Source organism: Embleya sp. NPDC059213 (genome assembly GCF_042754445.1).
Classification (GTDB): domain Bacteria; phylum Actinomycetota; class Actinomycetes; order Streptomycetales; family Streptomycetaceae; genus Embleya.
On the sequence record NZ_JBHZAV010000186.1, the window covers coordinates 1 to 18248 of the forward strand.

Below are 18248 nucleotides of genomic sequence, written 5' to 3' on the forward strand. Positions count from 1 at the left end.
TCATCCTTCGAAGGATGACGCGGCCCCGCCGTCTCGCGTGCGTCCCGCAGGAGTGCGACCGGTCCTGCTCGGGTGTTGCCGATCGATCAGGTGTCGGAGCGGGAGGAGCCCGACCCGGTGACACCGTGGCCGGGGTCCGCCTCCGGGTTGAGCCGCTGGGAGAGCAGATCGCGGATCTCGACGAGGAGTTCGGCCTCGCTGAGCTCCTTCTCGCCGGCGTGGCCCAGGGCCCGCTTACGCTTTTCCATCATGTGGTTGAGCGGTAGCACGAGCAGGAAGTACACGACCGCCGCGGTGATCAGGAAGGTCAGTCCGGCGCCGAGGACCGAGCCCCACAGCAGTTGCACGCCGGTCGCCTCGCCGTTCGCGTCGACGCCGCACGGGCCCTTGATGCATGACGTGTACCCGTCCAGGTTCTTGGTGCCGAGGGCACCCACCACGGGGTTGATCATCCCCTTCACGAACGCGTTCACGACCGCGGTGAACGCGGCGCCGATGACCACGGCCACGGCCAGGTCCACGACGTTTCCGCGCATGAGGAACTTCTTGAAGCCGCCCACTGCTTGATTCCCATCGATCTTGATCGGTCGAAGCCTCGTCGGGGCGATCCGGCCGATGATCAAGGCCGAAGACCGTAAAAATCGCGGAATACCCCATGAAGCCGGACAACTCGCACGAGTCTGCTGTCATTCGCGATTCGTCGCAACAGGGCCGCCCACGAACCTGTGGATGGTATAGGTCAGCACCGAACCCCCCGCCGCGCCCGCGAGTTCGGCGGCGACCGTGCGGGGCACTTCGAGGATCAGCAGGGCCCCGGCGGAGGAGCCGGTCGCGGTCGGTCGGGCCACCACGATCGCGGCGGGGACGATCAGCCGGGCCGGACCGGGATGCTCGGGCGCGGGTGCGGCCAGCACGTCGATCCGGTCGCCGGGGCGCAGTACGGCCACCGCGTCGGCGTCCGCGAAGCGCGCGGGCAGGACCACGGTGCCCGGGTCGTGCGGGCCGCCGGGGTGGGCCACCCGGACGTCGGTCACCGGCTCGCCCCGGCGCAGCGGACCGGTCAGTGCGACCCCGGTGGCCTGCCCGACCGCGTGCAGAACTCCGGCCGGGTGCAAGGCAGTCGGCAATGCGACCAGGGCCAGATCGGCGGGCCCGGGGGTGCTGCCCGCGGGCAGATCGCGCGCGGCCACCAGGACCGCTCCGGTCGGCGCCGGGGTCGGGCGGACCGCCACGATCACCGCGAGCACCGCGACGGCGGCCGACAGCGCGGCCAGGCCGCGTCGATGCCGAGCCAGCACGCGGCGCCACGGCGGCCGGGCGCGCGGGGCCGGCGCGGACCGGAACGGCGGGCCGAACGACGGACCGGGCGGGGCTCCGAACGATCCCGAAGGGGACATCGCACCTCCAGCGGGCAGCGGGTGGGTGCGGCCCGACCCTCGCCGGAACCGGGGCAGGAAACGAGGGTCGAGCCGCGTTCCCACCGTGCCGCGCGGCGTCCCGAGCCGGCCGAGGTGCCTCGATGCCTGTGCACAACTCCGCCCCTGGGGATCATGAATTCACCCAAGTGAGTGACGCCCGGCCCCTGTGGGTGACGCCCCGCCCCGGGGCCCCGGCAAGCACCCCCGCTCGGCGAACACCCCCGCCCACCCCGAGCGCCCACCCACGACAAAGGCCGCCTCCCGAACCCGGGAAGCGGCCTTCGCCACGAATACGGCCTTCACGACGAACGAAGGCCGGACGACGCTAGGCCGGTCGCTCGACCTCCGCCGTGCCACACGCACACGAGCGCGTCTTCGGCAGCGCCGCGACCACGTCGAACAGCAGCGTGCGCAGCCGGTCGACGTTGGCCGCGAAGACCTCCATCACCTCGGCGTGGGTGACCCCCTCGCCCGCCTCGACGCCCGCGTCCAGGTCGGTGACCAGGGCGATGGCGGTGCAGCAGAGCCCGAGTTCGCGGGCGAGCACGGCCTCGGGGTGGCCGGTCATGCCGATGATCGACCAGCCCTGGCCCGCGTACCACTTGGACTCGGCGCGGGTGGAGAAGCGCGGCCCGTCGATCACCACGAGGGTGCCGCCGTCCACCGGCTCCCAGCCCGAGGTGCGCGCCCGGGCGGCGACCACCGCGCGGCCGTCCGCGCAGTACGGGTCGGCGAACGTGGTGTGCACGACCGGCGGCAGCGTTCCGTCGGCGAGCGGCAGCCCGTCGAAGAAGGTCTGGGTCCGGCCCGTGGTGCGGTCGATCAACTGGTCCGGGACCACGAGCGTGCCCGGACCGAGTTCGATCTGCAGGCCGCCGGTCGCGCACGGCGCGAGCACCTGGGTCACCCCGACGGCGCGCAGCGCCCACAGGTTGGCGCGGTAGTTGATCCGGTGCGGCGGGATCGAGTGGTCGCGGCCGTGCCGGGGCAGGAAGGCGACCCGACGGCCGGCCACCTCGCCCAGGAACAGGGCGTCACTGGGCGCGCCGTACGGCGTGTCCACGCGTACCTCGACGACGTCGTCCAGGAACGCGTAGAACCCGGAGCCGCCGATCACGCCGATCTCGGCCGGAGCCACTCCCGCCGGCAGCACGCCGGTCGCCATCGCTCAGGCCGCCGTCGACGTCGTACCGGACGAACCGGACGACGAGGAGGAGGACGACGAGGACGAGGAGGACGAGGAACCCGACGAGGACGAACCCGACGAGGACGACGAACCCGAGGACGAGGAGCCGTCCGAGGACGACGAAGACGAGGAAGAGCCGGTCGACGCCGCCGCCGGGGTCGAGGACGTGCTCGAACCTCGGCTGTCGGTGCGGTAGAAGCCGGAGCCCTTGAACACCACGCCCACCGCCGAGAAGACCTTGCGCAGCCTGCCCTGGCAGGCGGGGCACTCGGTCAGCGCGTCGTCCGTGAACTTCTGGACGGCCTCAAGGCCCTCGCCACAGGCGGTGCACTGGTACTGGTACGTCGGCACGGTCTGGTCCTCCTTCGACAGACAGGTCAGCGGGGTACTGGCACTCTCACCTGTCGAGTGCCAATGGTGCAGCATTCACCGGAGATCCGTCCACCACGGTCGCGGTCAACGGTGTAATGGGTGTCACATTCACGCTCGGTCGCAGCAGTCGCTGCCCGGTCAGCACCACCAGGAAGCCGATGCCGGCCGCCGCCAGGGTGAGCGCGAATCCGGCGCCCGAGCCGTGCGCGTCGGTGAGCATTCCGGAGAAGGTCGAACCGAGTGCGAGGCCCAGGCCGATCGCGCCGGTCAGCCACGTGAACGCCTCGGTCTTGGCCTCGGCCGGGACCAGTGTGTCGACGAGGGTGAAGCCGGTGATCAGCGTCGGTGCGATCGCCAGTCCGCACAGCAACGCGACGGGCACCATGATTCCCACGCTGGGGATGGCCCACAGCGGTGCGGTGCCCAGGGCCAGCAGCGCGAACGTCACGAGCATGCGACGGTGCGCCGACCGCCGCCAGGCGATCGCGCCGTAGACCGCACCGGCGATCAGGCTGCCACCCGCGAAGACCGCGTACAGCGCGCCCGCCAGGCCGGGCCTGCCGGCCTCCTCGGCGAACGCGGTGACCGATACCTGCACCGTCCCGAAAACGCCGCCGATGCACACGAACGCCACCACCAGCAGCCGGACGCCGCCGATCCGCAGCGCGGACGCCCGCGGGGCGTCGCCGACCGCCCGGACCACCCGGCGCGGCGCGGTGCCGCGTTGCAGCGCGAACAACAGCGAGCCGAACACGGTCAGCGCGGCCTCGACGATCAGCCCGGCGGCCGGGTGCACCCCGGTGGCCAGGAAGGTGGCCACCACCGGGCCCACCACGAAGGTGAACTCGTCGGTCACCGACTCGAACGCGAACGCGGTCGGCAACAGCGGCGACCGCTCCAGGTGCGCGGCCCAGCGGGCCCGCACCATGGAGCCGATCTGCGGCACCGTCGCGCCGGAGAGCACCGCGGTGGTGAACAACAACCACAGCGGCGCGTTCGCGAGCGCCGCCACGATCAGCGCGGACACCGCCGCGCCGTGCAGCAGTGCCCCGGGGACCACCACGGCCGCCTGGCCGAAGCGGTCGGCGAGCCGACCGGTCTGCGGGCCGACGAAGGCGAGCGCGACGGCCGCGGCGGCGGAGACCGCGCCGGCCGTGCCGTACGAACCGGTCGTGTGTTTGACCAACAGCACGATGCCCAGGCCGAGCATCGCGTAGGGCAGCCGCGCGACGAGCGCGGGTGCCAGAAATCGCCACGCGGACGGGGTCCGCAACAGCGAGGAGTACGTGGAGATCATGCGCACCGCTCCCCGCGAACGGGTGCGGCGTTCCGATGCGTGGGCATCGTGGATATCGCTTCCTGCCACCTGGTGACGCACAAGGGAAACCCCGGTGCGCCGAGAGCTGTCCTCGAAAGCGTCCACCGGGGTAGATACCGAAGCCGTGCTTCGGCCGCCGTGCGGTCACGACGCCAGCCCTGCGTCAGGCAGAGTCGGTGTGTGGAGGGAATCGGCGATCGGGGCGCTCGTGAACGCCCCGACGGCAATCCACCGAATTATACCTCACGTGTCACCTTTGACTCCGAACCAACCGGCCAGCTTGCCGCCCCGGCTGACCGCGCGCAGACGATCCTCGGCGTCGTCACGCACGGTATCGGTGGTCACCACGAGCAGGTCGTCGCCGCGTTGGAGCACGGTGGTCGGCTCGGGTACGAAGCTCTCGTCGTCGCGCACGATCAGGGTGACCGCGGCCCCGCGCGGCAGCCGCAGCTCGCCGACCTCGACGCCGTGCATGCGCGAGCCCGTCGGCACGCTGACCGACAGCAGGTGACCCTGCAACTTCTCCAGGGGCGCGGACTCCACGCCCAGGTCGGTGGGCTCGTGCTCGCCCGCGAAGCCGGCCTTGCGCGCTATCCACGGCAGTGTCGGCCCCTGGACCAGGGTGAAGACCACCACCAGTACGAAGGTGATGTTGAACAGCCGCTGGGCGTCCGGGACGTCCTTGACGATGGGGATGGTCGCGAGCACGATCGGCACCGCGCCACGCAGCCCCGCCCAGGACAGGATCAGTTGTTCGCGCCACGGTATACGGAACGGTGTCGTGGTCATCAGCACCGACAACGGCCGGGCGACCAGCAACAGGATGGTGCCGATCACCAGTGCCGGGACGATCGCGCCGGCCAACTCGTGCGGGGTGACCAGCAGTCCCAGCAGGACGAACAGACCGATCTGCGCGATCCAGCCGAGCCCCTCGGCGAAGCCGCGGGTGGCCGGGCCGTGCGGGAGTTGCGAGTTGCCCAGCACGAGCGCGGTCAGGTAGACCGCGAGGAAGCCACTGCCGTGGGCCAGCGCACCGCCGGAGTAGGCGAGTACGCACAGTGCCATCACCGCGATCGGGTACAGGCCGGACGCCGGCAGCGCGACGTGACGCAGGCCGAGCGCGCCGAGCTTGCCCACCGCGAGGCCGACGGCCACACCGATGACCAACTCCATGCCGATCTCGCCGACGATGACGTACCACGCCTCGATGTGACCCACGTGGGCGAAGGTGACCACCAGGATCACCACGGGAGCGTCGTTGAACCCGGACTCGGCCTCCAGCAGGCCGGTCAGTCGATGCGGCAGCGGCAACTTGCGCAGAACCGAGAACACCGCGGCGGCGTCCGTGGAGGAGACGATCGCGCCCATCAGGATCGCGGTCGACCAGTCCACGTCCAGCACGATCCGGGTCGCGAACGCGGTTACCGCGACGCTCACTCCGACTCCCACGGTGGACAACACCGCGGCCGCCGGCACCGACGGCTTGATCTCCTTCCAACTGGTCGCTATCCCGCCCTCGGCGAGGATTACTATCAGCGCGGCGTAGCCGAGCGTCTGGGTCAGCTCGGCGTTGTCGAAACCTATGCCGAGGCCGTCGGCCCCGATCAGGATCCCGAGTCCCAGGTAGAGCAGCAGGCTCGGCAGTCCGGTTCTGGTCGCCAGGCGTACCGCTATGACGGCGGACAACATGACGATGGCACCCAGGAGCAGGACCTGGTTGAGCTCGGACACGGACACGTGTGTCACCTCCGGCGGTCGTCGGTCCGGCCACCCCCCAGGCGGCCGCACGGAGTGCAGAACATGAAGGCAGGCGACGACGGGCAGAGCCGGCGACGCCGCGATGCGCAGGCAACCAGCGGGCCGTGGGAAGGGGGGCCCTGCCGCGCCGGCGAACCGGCGATGAATTACCTACGCCTGGCAAATATTTTACCAAAGCGAAGGATCCATACCCCAGAGGGGTCCCGTCTCGTACCCGTGGCTGTGATGCCGACGACGCTCGGCTTTTAAGGTGTCTCTTGCCGCACCGACCGCATAAGGACCTTGATGCCTCCCTCGAAGACGCCCGACCCGGAGCAGCCCCCCGGTGGCCAGGACGCCTCATCCTCCGGGTGGGACGACTGGCCCACGGGCGAGTGGCCCACATCGCAGTGGGCCGCGGCGGATCCGGTCGCGGCCCAGCGGCGCGCGGAAGAGCGCGCGGAGCGCGAGCGCCGGGCCGCGCCCGAGCCGTACGGCGAACCCGAGCCGTACGCGCCGCAAGAGCCGTATGCCGCGCAAGGACCGTACGCACCACAGGAGTCCTACACCGCCCAGGAGCCCTACACACCCCCCGAGCCGTACGCGGAGCCGCCCGCTCCCGTCGCCATCCCCGCGCCCGCCGCACCGCCCGCGGCCCGCGCCGCCGAGCCGCCGCGGGTCGAACCCGATCCCGCACCCGCGGCCGTACCCGCACCTGCCCCCGCACCCGCCGCGGAGCCCGCCGCCGCGGCCGAGCCGACCGTGCCCGGCGCCACCGCCAAGGTCAAGGAACGACCGACGACCCCCAAGGGGCCGTCCAAGGCGTGGCGCCGTTTCCGGTTGACGCTGATCGTCCTGGTCGTGGTGTTGGCCATCGCGATCGGCGGACTCGGCTGGTGGGGCTGGCAGTTGTCGCGCGACTCGTTCCCGCAGACCTCCGGCACGGTCCGGGTCCCGGGGCTGACCGGCAAGGTGGACGTGGTCCGCGACGCCGCGGGCATCCCGCAGGTGTACGCCGACACGTCCGAGGACCTCTTCCGGGGGCAGGGCTACGTACACGCCCAGGACCGGTTCTGGGAGATGGACGTACGCCGGCACATGACCTCGGGTCGGCTGTCCGAGATGTTCGGCTCCGGGCAGGTGGAGAACGACAAGTTCCTGCGCACGCTGGGCTGGCGCAAGGTGGCCGAGCAGGAGTACGCGGCGCTGCCGCCGGAGTCGCAGAAGTTCCTTCAGGCGTACGCCGAGGGGGTCAACGCCTACCTCAAGGACCACAAGGGCGCCGACGCGTCGTTCGAGTACGCGCTGCTGGGCGTCGTGCACGACGGCTACAAGGCCGAGCCGTGGACGCCGGTCGACTCGGTCGCCTGGCTCAAGGCGATGGCCTGGGACCTGCGGACCAACATGCAGGACGAGATCGACCGGGCGTTGTTGTCCGACAAGTTGACGGTCAACCAGATCGACGAGCTCTACCCGCCGTATCCGTACGAGGCGAACAAGCCGATCGTGCGCGACGGAGCGATCGTCAAGGACGCCCGGGACGGCAAGACCGAGCGTTTCGTCCAGGACGCGCCGCCCGCGGTGCCCTCCAAGAGTGCGCAGAACGTGCTCGCCGGGCTGTCCGAGTCGCTGGCCAAGCTGCCCTCGCTGTTCAGCGAGAAGTCCTCCGGCGTCGGCTCCAACTCGTGGGTGGTGGCGGGCAGTCGCACCAGCACCGGCAAGCCGCTGCTGGCCAACGACCCGCACCTGTCCCCGTCGTTGCCCTCGGTCTGGTACCAGATGGGCCTGCACTGCCGCACGGTCGGGCCGCAGTGCCAGTACAACGTCTCCGGCTTCACCTTCTCCGGCATGCCGGGCGTGGTCATCGGCCACAACCAGAAGATCTCGTGGGGCTTCACCAACCTCGGCGCCGACGTGACCGATCTCTACCTGGAGAAGGTCCAGGGCGACGGCGTGCTCTACAACAACAAGTACGAGCCGTTCACCGAGGTCCGCCAGGAGACGATCAAGGTGGCCGGCGGCGGCGATCGCCACCTCACCGTGCGCACCACCCGGCACGGACCGATCCTGTCCGATGTCTCGGACGTGTCCGACGAGTTGCAGGACGTCGGCAAGGACGCGCCGATCCCGGACCCGAGCCCCCAGCGCGAGGAGGGCTTCGCGGTCGCGCTGCGCTGGACCGCGCTGGATCCGGGCACCTCGATGGACGCGCTCTTCCAACTGAACAAGGCGCAGAACTGGAACGACTTCCGGGCCGCGCTGAAGAACTTCGACGCGCCGTCGCAGAACGCGATCTACGCGGACGTCGAGGGGCACATCGGCTACCAGGCGCCCGGCAAGATCCCGGTGCGTCGTACCGGTGACGGCCGCTGGCCGGTGTACGGGTGGGACGCCAAGTACGACTGGGCGGGCACCATCCCGTTCGACTCGCTGCCGAACGTGTACGACCCGCCGGAGGGCTACATCGTCACCGCCAACAACGCGGTCACCTCGCCGGCGTACCCGTACCTGCTGACCTCGGACTGGGGCTACGGCGCCCGCAGTCGGCGGATCGAGGAGATGATCGTCAAGGCGCCGGGCAAGATCGACGCGGCGATGATGCAGAAGATGCAGGCCGACGACCTCAATCCGGTCGCGCAGTTCCTGGTGCCCTACCTCCTCGCGGTCCGCATCGACGATCCGTGGGTGCGCGAGGCGCAGGACCTGCTTCGCAATTGGGACATGCGCAACGAGGCGGACTCCAAGTCGGCCGCGTACTTCAACGCGGTGTGGCGCCAGGTGCTGATGCTCGCCTTCGGCGACAAGATGCCGTTCTCGGTCCGGGCCGACAACGACTGCGCGAGCAACCCGACGAACAACCACGTGCAGTGCGGCGATCGGGACGACTCGACCGCGCAGCCCGACGGTGGCGACCGGTGGAACGAGGTGGCCCGCACGCTGCTGGCCGCCCCGGAGAGCCCGTGGTGGAACATCTCCAAGAACCCGGGTTCGATCACCACCCGCGACGGTCTGCTGCACAAGGCGATGACCGAGGCCAAGAAGGACCTCACCGCCCGGCTCGGCAAGGACATCGACACCTGGTCGTGGGGTCGGCTGCACACGCTGACGCTGCGCAACCAGACGCTGGGCACCGAGGGGCCGGGCGTGGTCAAGTACATGCTCAACCGCGGCCCGTACCAAATGGGCGGCGGCGAGGGCCTGGTCGACGCGACCGGGTGGAACGTCGCGCAGGGCTACGAGGTGACCACCGTGCCGTCGATGCGGATGGTGGTGGACCTGTCCGACCCGGACGCGTCCCGCTGGATCAACCTCACCGGCGCGTCCGGACACGTCTGGCACGACAACTACACCGACCAGACCGACCTGTGGCGCCAGGGCAAGACGCTGCCCTGGGCGTACACCCCCGCGGCGGTGGACAAGGCGGCCAAACACCGGCTGACCCTGGAGCCCGGCGGCCCGGCCGTACCGGCCGCACCCGCCCCGGCCGGCCCGTGACGGCGGCCCGCGGCGGTGCTACCGGGTGAACCGGTACACCGCCGCGGGCGTCACCGCGATGTCCACCGGCACGTCGTGCGGCTCGGCCGGCACCCGGTCGAGCACCTCGTCGTCGTAGAGCAGCACCACCGTCACGGCCGAGGCCGGCACCCGGGCCAGCGCCCGGTCGTAGGACCCGCCGCCGCGCCCGAGCCGCAGCCCCCGGCGATCCACCGCGAGCCCCGGCACCACGAGCACGTCCGCCGTCCGCACCCCCTCGACGCCCAGCCTGGGCCCGATCGGCTCGCGCAGTCCCCGGCCGGCCGGCACCAGCGAGGCGGGCCCCTGGTAGAGCGCCCAGTCCAGGTCGTTGTCCGACAACAGCACCGGCAGCAGCACCCGCCGCGTCGACCCGGCGGCGAGGTCCTCGGCCAGATCCCGCCCGCCCGGCTCCGAGCCCACCGGCACATACGCCGCCACGGTCGTGGCGGCGGCCACCTCGGGGAGCGCGAGGAGCGCGTCCCGGAGCGCGCGACTCGCCGCGACACGCCGGTCCGACCCTACGTGTGACCGTGAGTGCATCAACTGTGACCTCAGCGTGGCCTTGTCGTTGAGGATGTCCTTCATGCTGTTCCCTGAATGACGTGTTTGGACGGGTTATCGAAGGAGTCCGCGCAATCGACACAGTTCGCGCCACCGCACCTGACCCGGACCCCGCATGGGCCTGACTTTCGAACGTCTCCTGATCATCCTGCTCGTCGGCGCGCTCTCGGTCGCGGTCGGCTCGCTGGCGGTCGCCGTGCGCCGGTTGCGCGCGATCGCCGGCAACGAGCTGCCCGAACTGCGCCACGAGGTCACCCGGCTGGAACTCAGCCGCGCCGAACTGGAGCGGCTGTCGGTGACCGATCCGCTGACCGGCGTGTGGAACTACCGCTACCTGCAACTCGTGCTGGACCGCGAGGTGATGCGCGCGTCCCGGTTCGGCCGGCCGCTCGGGTTGCTCATGCTCGACCTCGACCATTTTCGCGACGTCAACGAGCGGCACGGCCACCAGGGCGCGAGCGCGGTGTTGCGCGAGGTCGCCCAGCGGCTGGCGCTGGAGATCCGCCAGGTGGACACGATCGCCCGCTACGGCGGTGAGGAGTTCGTGATCCTGCTGCCCGAGACCGACGCGGCCGGGGCGGCCAAGGTCGCCGAACGGCTGTGCTACGCGGTGCGGCGCGGCACGTTCGGCGCGACGGCCGACCCGGTGCGGTTGACGATGGCGATCGGCCTGGCCGTGCTGCCCGGGGACGGCACCCACGCCACGACCCTGTTGCGGGCCGCGGACCGCGAACTGGCCCGGGCCAAACGGGCGGGTGGCGACCGATTCTGCGGCCCGGATCCGGCCGAAGGCAGACCCCACGTCGACAACCGGCCGATCGCCGGGCTTCCGGGCACCCCAGGTGATCTCACCCGTTAGTGTGCGAGCATGCCTGCGCGCCGCTCGTTCCACATCACGAAGGCCGTCGTACCCGCAGCCGGTCTGGGGACCCGCTTCCTGCCGGCCACCAAGGCGACGCCCAAGGAGATGTTGCCGGTCGTGGACACGCCGGCCATCCAGTACGTGGTCGAGGAGGCCGTGGCGGCCGGGTTGACCGACGTGCTGATGGTCACCGGGCGCAACAAACGCCCGCTGGAGGACCACTTCGACCGCGCCTACGAGCTCGAACACGCGCTGGCCGCCAAGGGCGACCTGGATCGGCTCAAGCTGGTCCGCGAGTCGAGCGAACTGGCCGCGATCCACTACGTCCGCCAGGGCGACCCGCGCGGCCTGGGCCACGCGGTCTCCTGCGCCCGCCCGCACGTGGGCGACGAGCCGTTCGCGGTGCTGCTCGGCGACGACCTGATCGACCCGCGCGATCCGCTGCTGAGCACGATGTTGCGGGTGCGCCGCGAACTCGGCGGCAGCGTGGTCGCCTTGATCGAGGTCGACCCGACCCAGATCCACCTCTACGGTTGCGCGGCCGTCGAACCGCTCGCCGAAGGCGTCTCCGAGCCCGGCGTGGTGCGGGTGACCGACCTGGTGGAGAAGCCGGAACCGGGCCTGGCGCCCAGCAACTTCGCGGTGATCGGCCGCTACCTGCTCGACCCCTCGGTCTTCGACGTGCTCGAACACACCCCGCCGGGTCGAGGCGGCGAGATCCAGCTCACCGACGCCCTGCGAGTGCTCGCGGGCCGGGGGCCGGACGAGGGCGGCACGGTGCACGGCGTGCTCTTCTCCGGCCGCCGGTACGACACCGGCGACCGGGCCGACTATCTGCGTGCCATCGTGAAGCTGGCATGCGAGCGTGATGATCTGGGACCCGAGTTCCGGGCCTGGCTGAGGCAGTACGTGAACGAGGAGATGCAAGCATGAAAAGCGTCGAGGACCACCTGACCGGGATCCTCGAACGGATCGCACCGCTGGCCCCCCTCGAACTGCAACTGCTCGACGCGCACGGCAGCCTTCTGGTCGACGAGGTGGCCGCCACCGGCGACCTGCCGCCGTTCGACAACTCGTCGATGGACGGATACGCGGTGCGGCTCGCCGACGTCGCCGACGCGGGCGAGCGTTATCCGGTGGTGCTCGACGTGGTGGACGACATCGCCGCGGGCAACGACCCCAAGATCGCCATCGGTTCCGGCACCTGTGCCCGGATCATGACCGGCGCGCCGCTGCCGGAGGGCGCCGAGGCGATCGTGCCGGTCGAGTGGACCGACGCGGGCATGCCCACGGTACGGATCACCAGGGCGCCGAAGGCCGGCCAGTACATCCGCCGCCGGGGCAGCGACGTCACCGCCGGCCAGACCGTCCTGGACGGGGGCAGCACGATCGGCTCGGCGCAGGTCGGCCTGCTCGCCGCGATCGGCCGCGAGCGCATCCGGGTGCGTCCCAAGCCGCGCGTGGTGATCCTGTCCACCGGCAGCGAGCTGACCCAGCCGGGCCGACCGATCGGCCCCGGCCAGATCCGCGACTCGAACAGCTACATGCTCACCGCCGCCGCACGCGAGGCGGGCGCCATCGCGTACCGGGTCGGCAACGTGCCGGACGACCCGAAGATCCTGATCGACACGATCGAGGACCAGCTCATCCGGGCCGACGTGGTGGTCACCACGGGCGGGGTGAGCGCGGGCGCCTACGACGTGGTCAAGGAGGTGCTCTCCGAACTGGGCACGGTCGAGTTCGGCAAGGTCGCGATGCAGCCGGGGATGCCGCAGGGCTTCGGCGTGATCGGCCCGGACGAGACGCCGATCTTCACCCTTCCCGGCAATCCGGTCAGCGCGTTCGTGTCCTTCGAGGTGTTCGTGCGTCCGGCGCTGTTGCGGATGCAGGGCGCCGAGGTCACCGAGCGGCCGGTCGTGCGGGCCACCTGTTCGGCGGCGCTGAAGTCCCCCGAGGGCAAGCGCCAGTTCCTGCGGGCTTGGTACACCCCGCCGGTGGCGGGGGTGGGCGAGGGCACCGTGGACCCGGTCGGCGGCACCGGCTCCCACCTGCTCGGCAGCCTGGCCAAGGCGAACGCGTTGATCACCCTGCCCGCCGACGTCACCGAGGTCGCCGAGGGCGCCGAGGTGTCCGTGATGCTGCTCGGCTGAGCGCCGCGAGCCTCGTCCGGGCGGGCCCGTGCATGCGGGCCGCCCGGTTGTGCCTCTAACGTTGCCCCAGCACGACACGTGGTGGTCCGACACACCCGGCGGTTCGATACACCCGACAGTCCGATACACCCGCAGTTCGATCACAAGGCACTTCGACGCCCACCCACACGGGGGGCTCACCGTATGGGGTGGAAAGTTGACGCGCGGCGCCAAGAACCTCACGCACCTGGACGAGGCCGGCGCGGCCCGCATGGTGGACGTCACGGCCAAGCAGATCTCGGTCCGCACGGGCACCGCCTCGGGCCGGGTGCTCGTGTCGCCCCGCGTGGTCGAACTGCTCCGGGGCGAGGGCATGCCCAAGGGTGACGCACTGGCCACCGCCCGGATCGCGGGCATCATGGCGGCCAAGCGCACGCCCGACCTGGTGCCGCTGTGTCACCCGATCGCGCTGCACGGCGTCGCGGTGGACCTGACCGTGCACGACGACGCGGTGGCGATCACCGCGACCGTGCGCACCGCCGACCGAACCGGCGTCGAGATGGAGGCGCTGACCGCGGTCTCCGTCGCGGCGCTCACGGTCGTGGACATGATCAAGGCAGTGGACCCGGGCGCGGTCATCACCGATGTCCGGGTCGAGCGCAAGACGGGCGGCGCCTCCGGAGACTGGCAACGGGACACCGGGGCAGAGGCCACACAACGGGACGGAGGGCAAGTCTGATGCGAGCCATGGTGATCACCGTGTCCACGCGCGCGGCGGCCGGGACCTACGGGGACGAGAGCGGTCCGGTGATCGTGCGCGGGCTGCAGGCGCTGGGCTTCGAGACGCGGGGCCCGCAGATCGTGCCGGACGGCGAGCCCGTCGGCCAGGCGCTGCGGGACGCGGTGGCCGGCCACTACGACGTGATCATCACCACCGGGGGGACCGGGCTCAACCCGTTCGACCAGACTCCGCAGATGACCAGCCGGGTGATCAGCTACGAGGTGCCGGGCATCGCCGAGGCGATCCGGATGGAGAACTTCGACAAGGTGCCGACCTCGATCCTGTCGCGCGGCATCGCCGGCGTCGCGATCACCCAGGACTCGCACTGGACCTACCGCAGCCTGATCGTCAACCTGCCCGGCTCGCCCGGCGGCGCACAGGACGGCATCAACGTGCTGGCCAAGGTGTTGCCGCACGTGGTGTCCCAGCTCCAGGGCGGCGACCACCAGCAGGGCGGCGGGTTCGGCGGCGGCGGTGGTGGCGGCTTCGGCGGCGGTGGGCAGCAGCCCGCGCCCGGAGGCGGCGGCTACCAGGGCGGCTTCGGTGGCGGGGGTGGCTACCAGGGCGGCGGCGCGGGCGGTGGGTTCCAGGGCGGCGGGGGCTACGGAGGGGCGCAGCAGCCGCCATGGGGCACGCGCTGACTCGCGGGTGGCCGGTGGAACTCACCGAGGGCCGGGTCACCCTGCGCCCGATCCGCGCCCGGGACGCCGTCGCCTGGCAGGAGGTGCACACCCGCAATCGCGAGTGGTTGCGCCGCTGGGAGGCGACCGTGCCGCCGGGCTCCGCGGCGGGTCGGCGGCCGACGTTTCGCCAGATGGTGCGCTTCCTGCGGGCCGAGGCGGGCGCGGGCCGGATGTTGCCGTTCGTGGTGCTGTACGACGGGCAGTTGGTCGGTCAGGTCACGGTCGCCGGGATCACCTGGGGGTCGATGTGCTCGGCGCACGTCGGCTACTGGGTGGACGAACGGGTGGCCGGGCTGGGCGTGATGCCGACGGCGGTCGCGCTCGCGGCCGATCACTGCTTCTTCCGGCTCGGCGTGCACCGGCTGGAGGTGTGCATCCGACCGGAGAACCGGGCCAGCCGGCGGGTGGTGGACAAGCTGGGCTTTCGCGAGGAGGGTCTGCGCCCGCGCTATCTGCACATCGACGGCGACTGGCGCGACCATCTCGCCTACGCGTTGAACGCCGAGGAGGTCCCCGAGGGGCTGCTGATGCGGTGGCGCGCCTACCGGGAGAGCCGGGGTTTCACCTGGTAAGTGGAATCTCTTCGAGGTTGATCCCGCCATATCGACACATCGATCTTGCGATTTCGCTACTCTCCCGGAGATATGAGCGGTGTCACCTCGGCAGACCCCGGCGCCCCCGGGAGAACGGCTGCCCGAGGGGTCTCGGGAGCCACATCGGCTCCGGGCGTCCCGGGCGTCCCGGTTGTTTCCACCGGGTCGGGGGTCCCGGTTGTTTCGACCGGCCCGGCTTCCTGGTGAATTCGGTCCTGTCGGGCTTCCCGGTTGTTTCGCCCGTGTCGGGCGGTTCGGTGGATTTGCTCGCCCCGGCCGTCTCGGCAGTCACATTCGTCACATCGGCATCACCGCGGATCGGGCGACACACCGTGCCTAATCCGACGATGCGGTGCCCACCCGGCTTAGCGTGTGAAGCGTGAACGGCAGCGGCCTGATCTACGCAGCGATCGTGGGGGCCTGGGCTGCCTATCTGGTGCCCATGTGGCTTCGCCGACAGGACGAGCTGAACGAGGCCCGGCCGACCGAGCGATTCACCACCGCGATCCGGATTCTCTCCCGTCGTGGCGCCTTCGAGCGCCGCTCCGCCCGGGCGCTCGCCGAGGAGGGCACGGACGCGCCCGAACGACGCGGCCCGGCCGAACCGCCGCGCGCTCGGCAACACCCGGGCAAGGTCGCGGCGGCGCAACCGGCCGCGCCGCAGCCGGTGGTGTCGCAGCCGGCCGCGACCGCGGGGCCGGCGACACCGGCCAAGGCCGCCAAGTCCGGCACGACCAAGCGACCCGCCGCCCCGGTGCGCCGGGACGAGGGGCGGGCCGCGCTGCTCACCCGGCGCCGCCGGGTCATCGCGACCCTGTTCGCCACCTTCACCGCCGGCGCGGTCCTGGCCGGGGTGGCCGGCCTCGCCTGGGTGTGGCTGCCGGCCGTACCCGGCGTCCTGTTGTCCGCCTACATCGTGCATCTGCGCGTACAGGAGCGGCGGCGCTACGAGGCGGGCCTGCGTCGGCTGGGCCGCCCCGCGGCCGGCAAGCCCGGCTCGGCGGCAGACGCCGCGTCGGCCGGCGAAGCGCGCCCGCGGACCAAGGCCCGCGAGAGCCACGACGCGCCGCCGCCCGAGCCCCGCGCCGCGACCCCGCCGGCACCTCGCTCGGGGACCGGTTCGTCCGGGCCGGGCAGCGCCTCGGGGGCCGCGCCCTCGGCCGCGCCCCGGGGCAGGCGCGACCGGGAGGCGGAGGAGCCCGCGCTGGCCGAGTGGATCGCCGAACTGGCCACCGGCGGCGGCGCGCACGACCGCGACTCGTGGGACCCGGTGCCGGTCCCGCTGCCCACCTACGTGACCGCGCCGGTGGTTCCGCGCGGCGAAGTCGAACACGAGCCGGAACGCCCGCAGATCCACGCCGTCCCGGACCCCGGCCCGGCCGAGGCACCGCGCCCGTCCACCCCGTTGTTCGACCAATACGCCGAGGACACCCGCACCGGTTACGGCGCCTCGGTGGACTCGCTGCCCCTGTACGAACACGAGTGGCGCCGGGCCGCCAACGACTGAATACCCGTGCACGACCCACCTCGACGAGGTGGTAATGTTTCTCCTCGTTGGGCCTGTGGCGCAGTCTGGTAGCGCACCTCGTTCGCATCGAGGGGGTCTGGGGTTCAAATCCCCACAGGTCCACACAGCACGAAAGCCTCGCCGGATTTTCCGGCGAGGCTTTCGTCGTCTTCGACCCGATCACCCCGCTCGCCCGTTGCTCGCCCGGCCGGGTGCGGACGGTGAAATGCGGCAACTCGTGGACCGGGAACGGTGGTTGGCCGAGGGGTGGCCGGCGGGGGTGGGTGCGCGGTGCGGCTGTGGCCCGCGTCACTGCGCGACGGTCGGGGCCGGGTGTCGCGGCGGTGACGCGTCGGTGAACTGTGTCGCATTTCGCGGCGATCGGGAATGCGTGGCGGAGAGTCGCTCTTGGCCAAGGACGTGGCCCCGCGCCCTGCGTGGAGGTGCGCTGCGGTTCACTGCGCTGCCGTGGGTGGCGGAGTGTGTTCGGGTGGTTATTACGGTCGCGTAGGCGAGGTGAGCGATGCCAACATCGGGTGACATGGCCGAGCTAGTGAATCGACACGGGAACCTGTCCGGAATCAACTCTTATGTGGCCATCGGCGACAGCTTCACCGAAGGGGTCGGCGATCCCGGCCCGGACGGGAGGTTTCTCGGATGGGCCGATCGGTTCGCGGCTCGGCTCGCGGTCGAGCAGCCGGGGTTGAGGTACGCGAATCTCGCCGTGCGCGGGAAGTTGTTGCACCAGATCGTCGAGGAGCAGGTGCCGCAGGCCATCGCGGCGCAGCCCGATCTGGTGACGTTGTGCGCGGGCGGCAACGATGTGCTGCGGCCCGGGAGCGATCCGGACAAGTTGGCCGCCGAGTACGAGGAGGCGGTCGCCGCGTTGACGGCGGCGGGCGCGCGGGTCGTGGTGTTCACCGGGTTCGATACGCGCTGGGTGCCGGTGCTCAAGCTGATCCGGGGCAAGGTGGCCACCTACAACGAACTGTTGCGGGCGGTCGCGGATCGCTACGACTGTGCCGTGGCCGACATGTGGGGGCTCACCTCGCTGCACGATCGGCGGGCGTGGAGCGAGGACCGGCTGCACCTGTCGCCGGAGGGTCACGACCGGGTGGCGCTCAAGGTCGGGCGGGCGCTCGGGCTGGCCGCCGAGGGCGACCCGGATGCGCCGTGGCCGGCCGAGGAGGTCGAGGTCACCGCTGGTGCGGCACGGCTGGAGAACGTGCATTGGGCGCGGGAGCACCTGGTGCCGTGGATCGGGCGGCGGCTGCGGGGGCAGTCGTCCGGGGACCACATCACCGCTAAGCGGCCGGAGTTGGCGCCGCTGGACGTCGCTGCGGTTGCGCCCGTTGGCGCGCCCGTGAGGCGTCAAGCCTCGTAGGGGGTGTCCTCGCGTGTCCTCAAGCGCCGGACTGGCTGAGGGGGTTGCGGGGCTGCGCGTGCGCTCGTCTCGCGAGGCTTGGGGTGTCCTCAAACGCCGGACGGGCTGATGGGGGTTGTGCGCCCGTGTGTGGGTGCGTCTCGCGAGGCTTGGGTTGTCCTCAAACGCCGGACGGGCTGAGTGGGGTTGTTGCCCGGGTGT

Annotated in this window: 16 protein-coding genes and 1 tRNA gene; 10 read left to right on the top strand and 7 right to left on the bottom strand. The window is 71.3% G+C overall.

Annotated elements, in window-relative coordinates:
• Nucleotides 1–86: 86 nt before the first annotated feature.
• From mscL to ACFXMF_RS39245, 6 genes are all read right to left on the bottom strand, one after another.
• Complete coding sequence (gene mscL, locus ACFXMF_RS39220) at nucleotides 87–560, bottom strand: large conductance mechanosensitive channel protein MscL (protein WP_360325221.1); 474 nt, start codon at nucleotides 558–560, stop codon at nucleotides 87–89.
• A 126-nt stretch (nucleotides 561–686) separates the two neighbouring features.
• Entirely contained in the window at nucleotides 687–1397 is a 711-nt protein-coding gene (locus tag ACFXMF_RS39225; protein WP_379990652.1) for an SAF domain-containing protein, read from the bottom strand.
• 346 nt (nucleotides 1398–1743) lie between these two features.
• A complete protein-coding gene (locus ACFXMF_RS39230) occupies nucleotides 1744–2583 on the bottom strand; it encodes an S-methyl-5'-thioadenosine phosphorylase (RefSeq protein WP_360324413.1) in 840 nt (279 codons plus the stop codon).
• 3 nt (nucleotides 2584–2586) lie between these two features.
• Nucleotides 2587–2955 (bottom strand): FmdB family zinc ribbon protein, encoded by a 369-nt coding sequence (locus ACFXMF_RS39235; RefSeq protein WP_360324415.1) that lies wholly within the window; start codon nucleotides 2953–2955, stop codon nucleotides 2587–2589.
• 46 nt (nucleotides 2956–3001) lie between these two features.
• Nucleotides 3002–4273 carry an MFS transporter gene (locus ACFXMF_RS39240; protein ID WP_379990649.1) on the bottom strand — a complete coding sequence of 424 codons (1272 nt, stop codon included), beginning with the start codon at nucleotides 4271–4273 and terminating at the stop codon, nucleotides 3002–3004.
• A gap of 264 nt (nucleotides 4274–4537) precedes the next feature.
• Nucleotides 4538–6040: a potassium/proton antiporter gene (locus ACFXMF_RS39245; protein ID WP_379990647.1), complete on the bottom strand. Its 1503-nt coding sequence runs from the start codon at nucleotides 6038–6040 to the stop codon at nucleotides 4538–4540.
• Nucleotides 6041–6337: 297 nt separating this feature from the next.
• On the opposite strand from ACFXMF_RS39245, the gene ACFXMF_RS39250 reads away from it, so the two are divergent.
• Nucleotides 6338–9526, top strand: coding sequence for a penicillin acylase family protein (locus ACFXMF_RS39250; protein ID WP_360324421.1), 3189 nt, complete (start codon nucleotides 6338–6340; stop codon nucleotides 9524–9526).
• Between the two features lie 18 nt (nucleotides 9527–9544).
• Here ACFXMF_RS39250 and ACFXMF_RS39255 read toward each other — a convergent pair whose 3' ends face one another.
• Nucleotides 9545–10132 (bottom strand): 5-formyltetrahydrofolate cyclo-ligase, encoded by a 588-nt coding sequence (locus ACFXMF_RS39255; RefSeq protein WP_360324423.1) that lies wholly within the window; start codon nucleotides 10130–10132, stop codon nucleotides 9545–9547.
• 91 nt (nucleotides 10133–10223) lie between these two features.
• On the opposite strand from ACFXMF_RS39255, the gene ACFXMF_RS39260 reads away from it, so the two are divergent.
• From ACFXMF_RS39260 to ACFXMF_RS39300, 9 genes are all read left to right on the top strand, one after another.
• On the top strand, nucleotides 10224–10967 hold the full coding sequence (locus tag ACFXMF_RS39260) for a GGDEF domain-containing protein (RefSeq protein ID WP_360324425.1): 744 nt from the start codon (nucleotides 10224–10226) through the stop codon (nucleotides 10965–10967).
• 9 nt (nucleotides 10968–10976) lie between these two features.
• Nucleotides 10977–11903, top strand: a complete 927-nt coding sequence (locus ACFXMF_RS39265; protein ID WP_360324427.1) for a UTP--glucose-1-phosphate uridylyltransferase — start codon at nucleotides 10977–10979, stop codon at nucleotides 11901–11903.
• On the top strand, nucleotides 11900–13120 hold the full coding sequence (gene glp / locus ACFXMF_RS39270; protein ID WP_360324429.1) for a gephyrin-like molybdotransferase Glp: 1221 nt from the start codon (nucleotides 11900–11902) through the stop codon (nucleotides 13118–13120). The genes ACFXMF_RS39265 and glp overlap by 4 nt, the downstream gene beginning before the upstream one ends.
• Before the next feature lie 250 nt (nucleotides 13121–13370).
• Nucleotides 13371–13838 carry a cyclic pyranopterin monophosphate synthase MoaC gene (gene moaC / locus ACFXMF_RS39275; RefSeq protein WP_360324441.1) on the top strand — a complete coding sequence of 156 codons (468 nt, stop codon included), beginning with the start codon at nucleotides 13371–13373 and terminating at the stop codon, nucleotides 13836–13838.
• Nucleotides 13839–13846: 8 nt separating this feature from the next.
• Nucleotides 13847–14521, top strand: a complete 675-nt coding sequence (locus ACFXMF_RS39280; RefSeq protein ID WP_360324431.1) for a MogA/MoaB family molybdenum cofactor biosynthesis protein — start codon at nucleotides 13847–13849, stop codon at nucleotides 14519–14521.
• On the top strand, nucleotides 14506–15135 hold the full coding sequence (locus tag ACFXMF_RS39285) for a GNAT family protein (RefSeq protein ID WP_360324433.1): 630 nt from the start codon (nucleotides 14506–14508) through the stop codon (nucleotides 15133–15135). The genes ACFXMF_RS39280 and ACFXMF_RS39285 overlap by 16 nt, the downstream gene beginning before the upstream one ends.
• Nucleotides 15136–15535: 400 nt before the next feature.
• Nucleotides 15536–16663, top strand: a complete 1128-nt coding sequence (locus ACFXMF_RS39290; protein WP_379990646.1) for a hypothetical protein — start codon at nucleotides 15536–15538, stop codon at nucleotides 16661–16663.
• A 49-nt stretch (nucleotides 16664–16712) separates the two neighbouring features.
• Nucleotides 16713–16786 (top strand) — tRNA-Ala (locus ACFXMF_RS39295).
• 418 nt (nucleotides 16787–17204) lie between these two features.
• The gene (locus ACFXMF_RS39300) at nucleotides 17205–18047 is read left to right on the top strand and encodes an SGNH/GDSL hydrolase family protein (protein WP_360324437.1); all 843 of its coding nucleotides are present in this window, start codon (nucleotides 17205–17207) and stop codon (nucleotides 18045–18047) included.
• The last annotated feature ends 201 nt before the right edge of the window (nucleotides 18048–18248 follow it).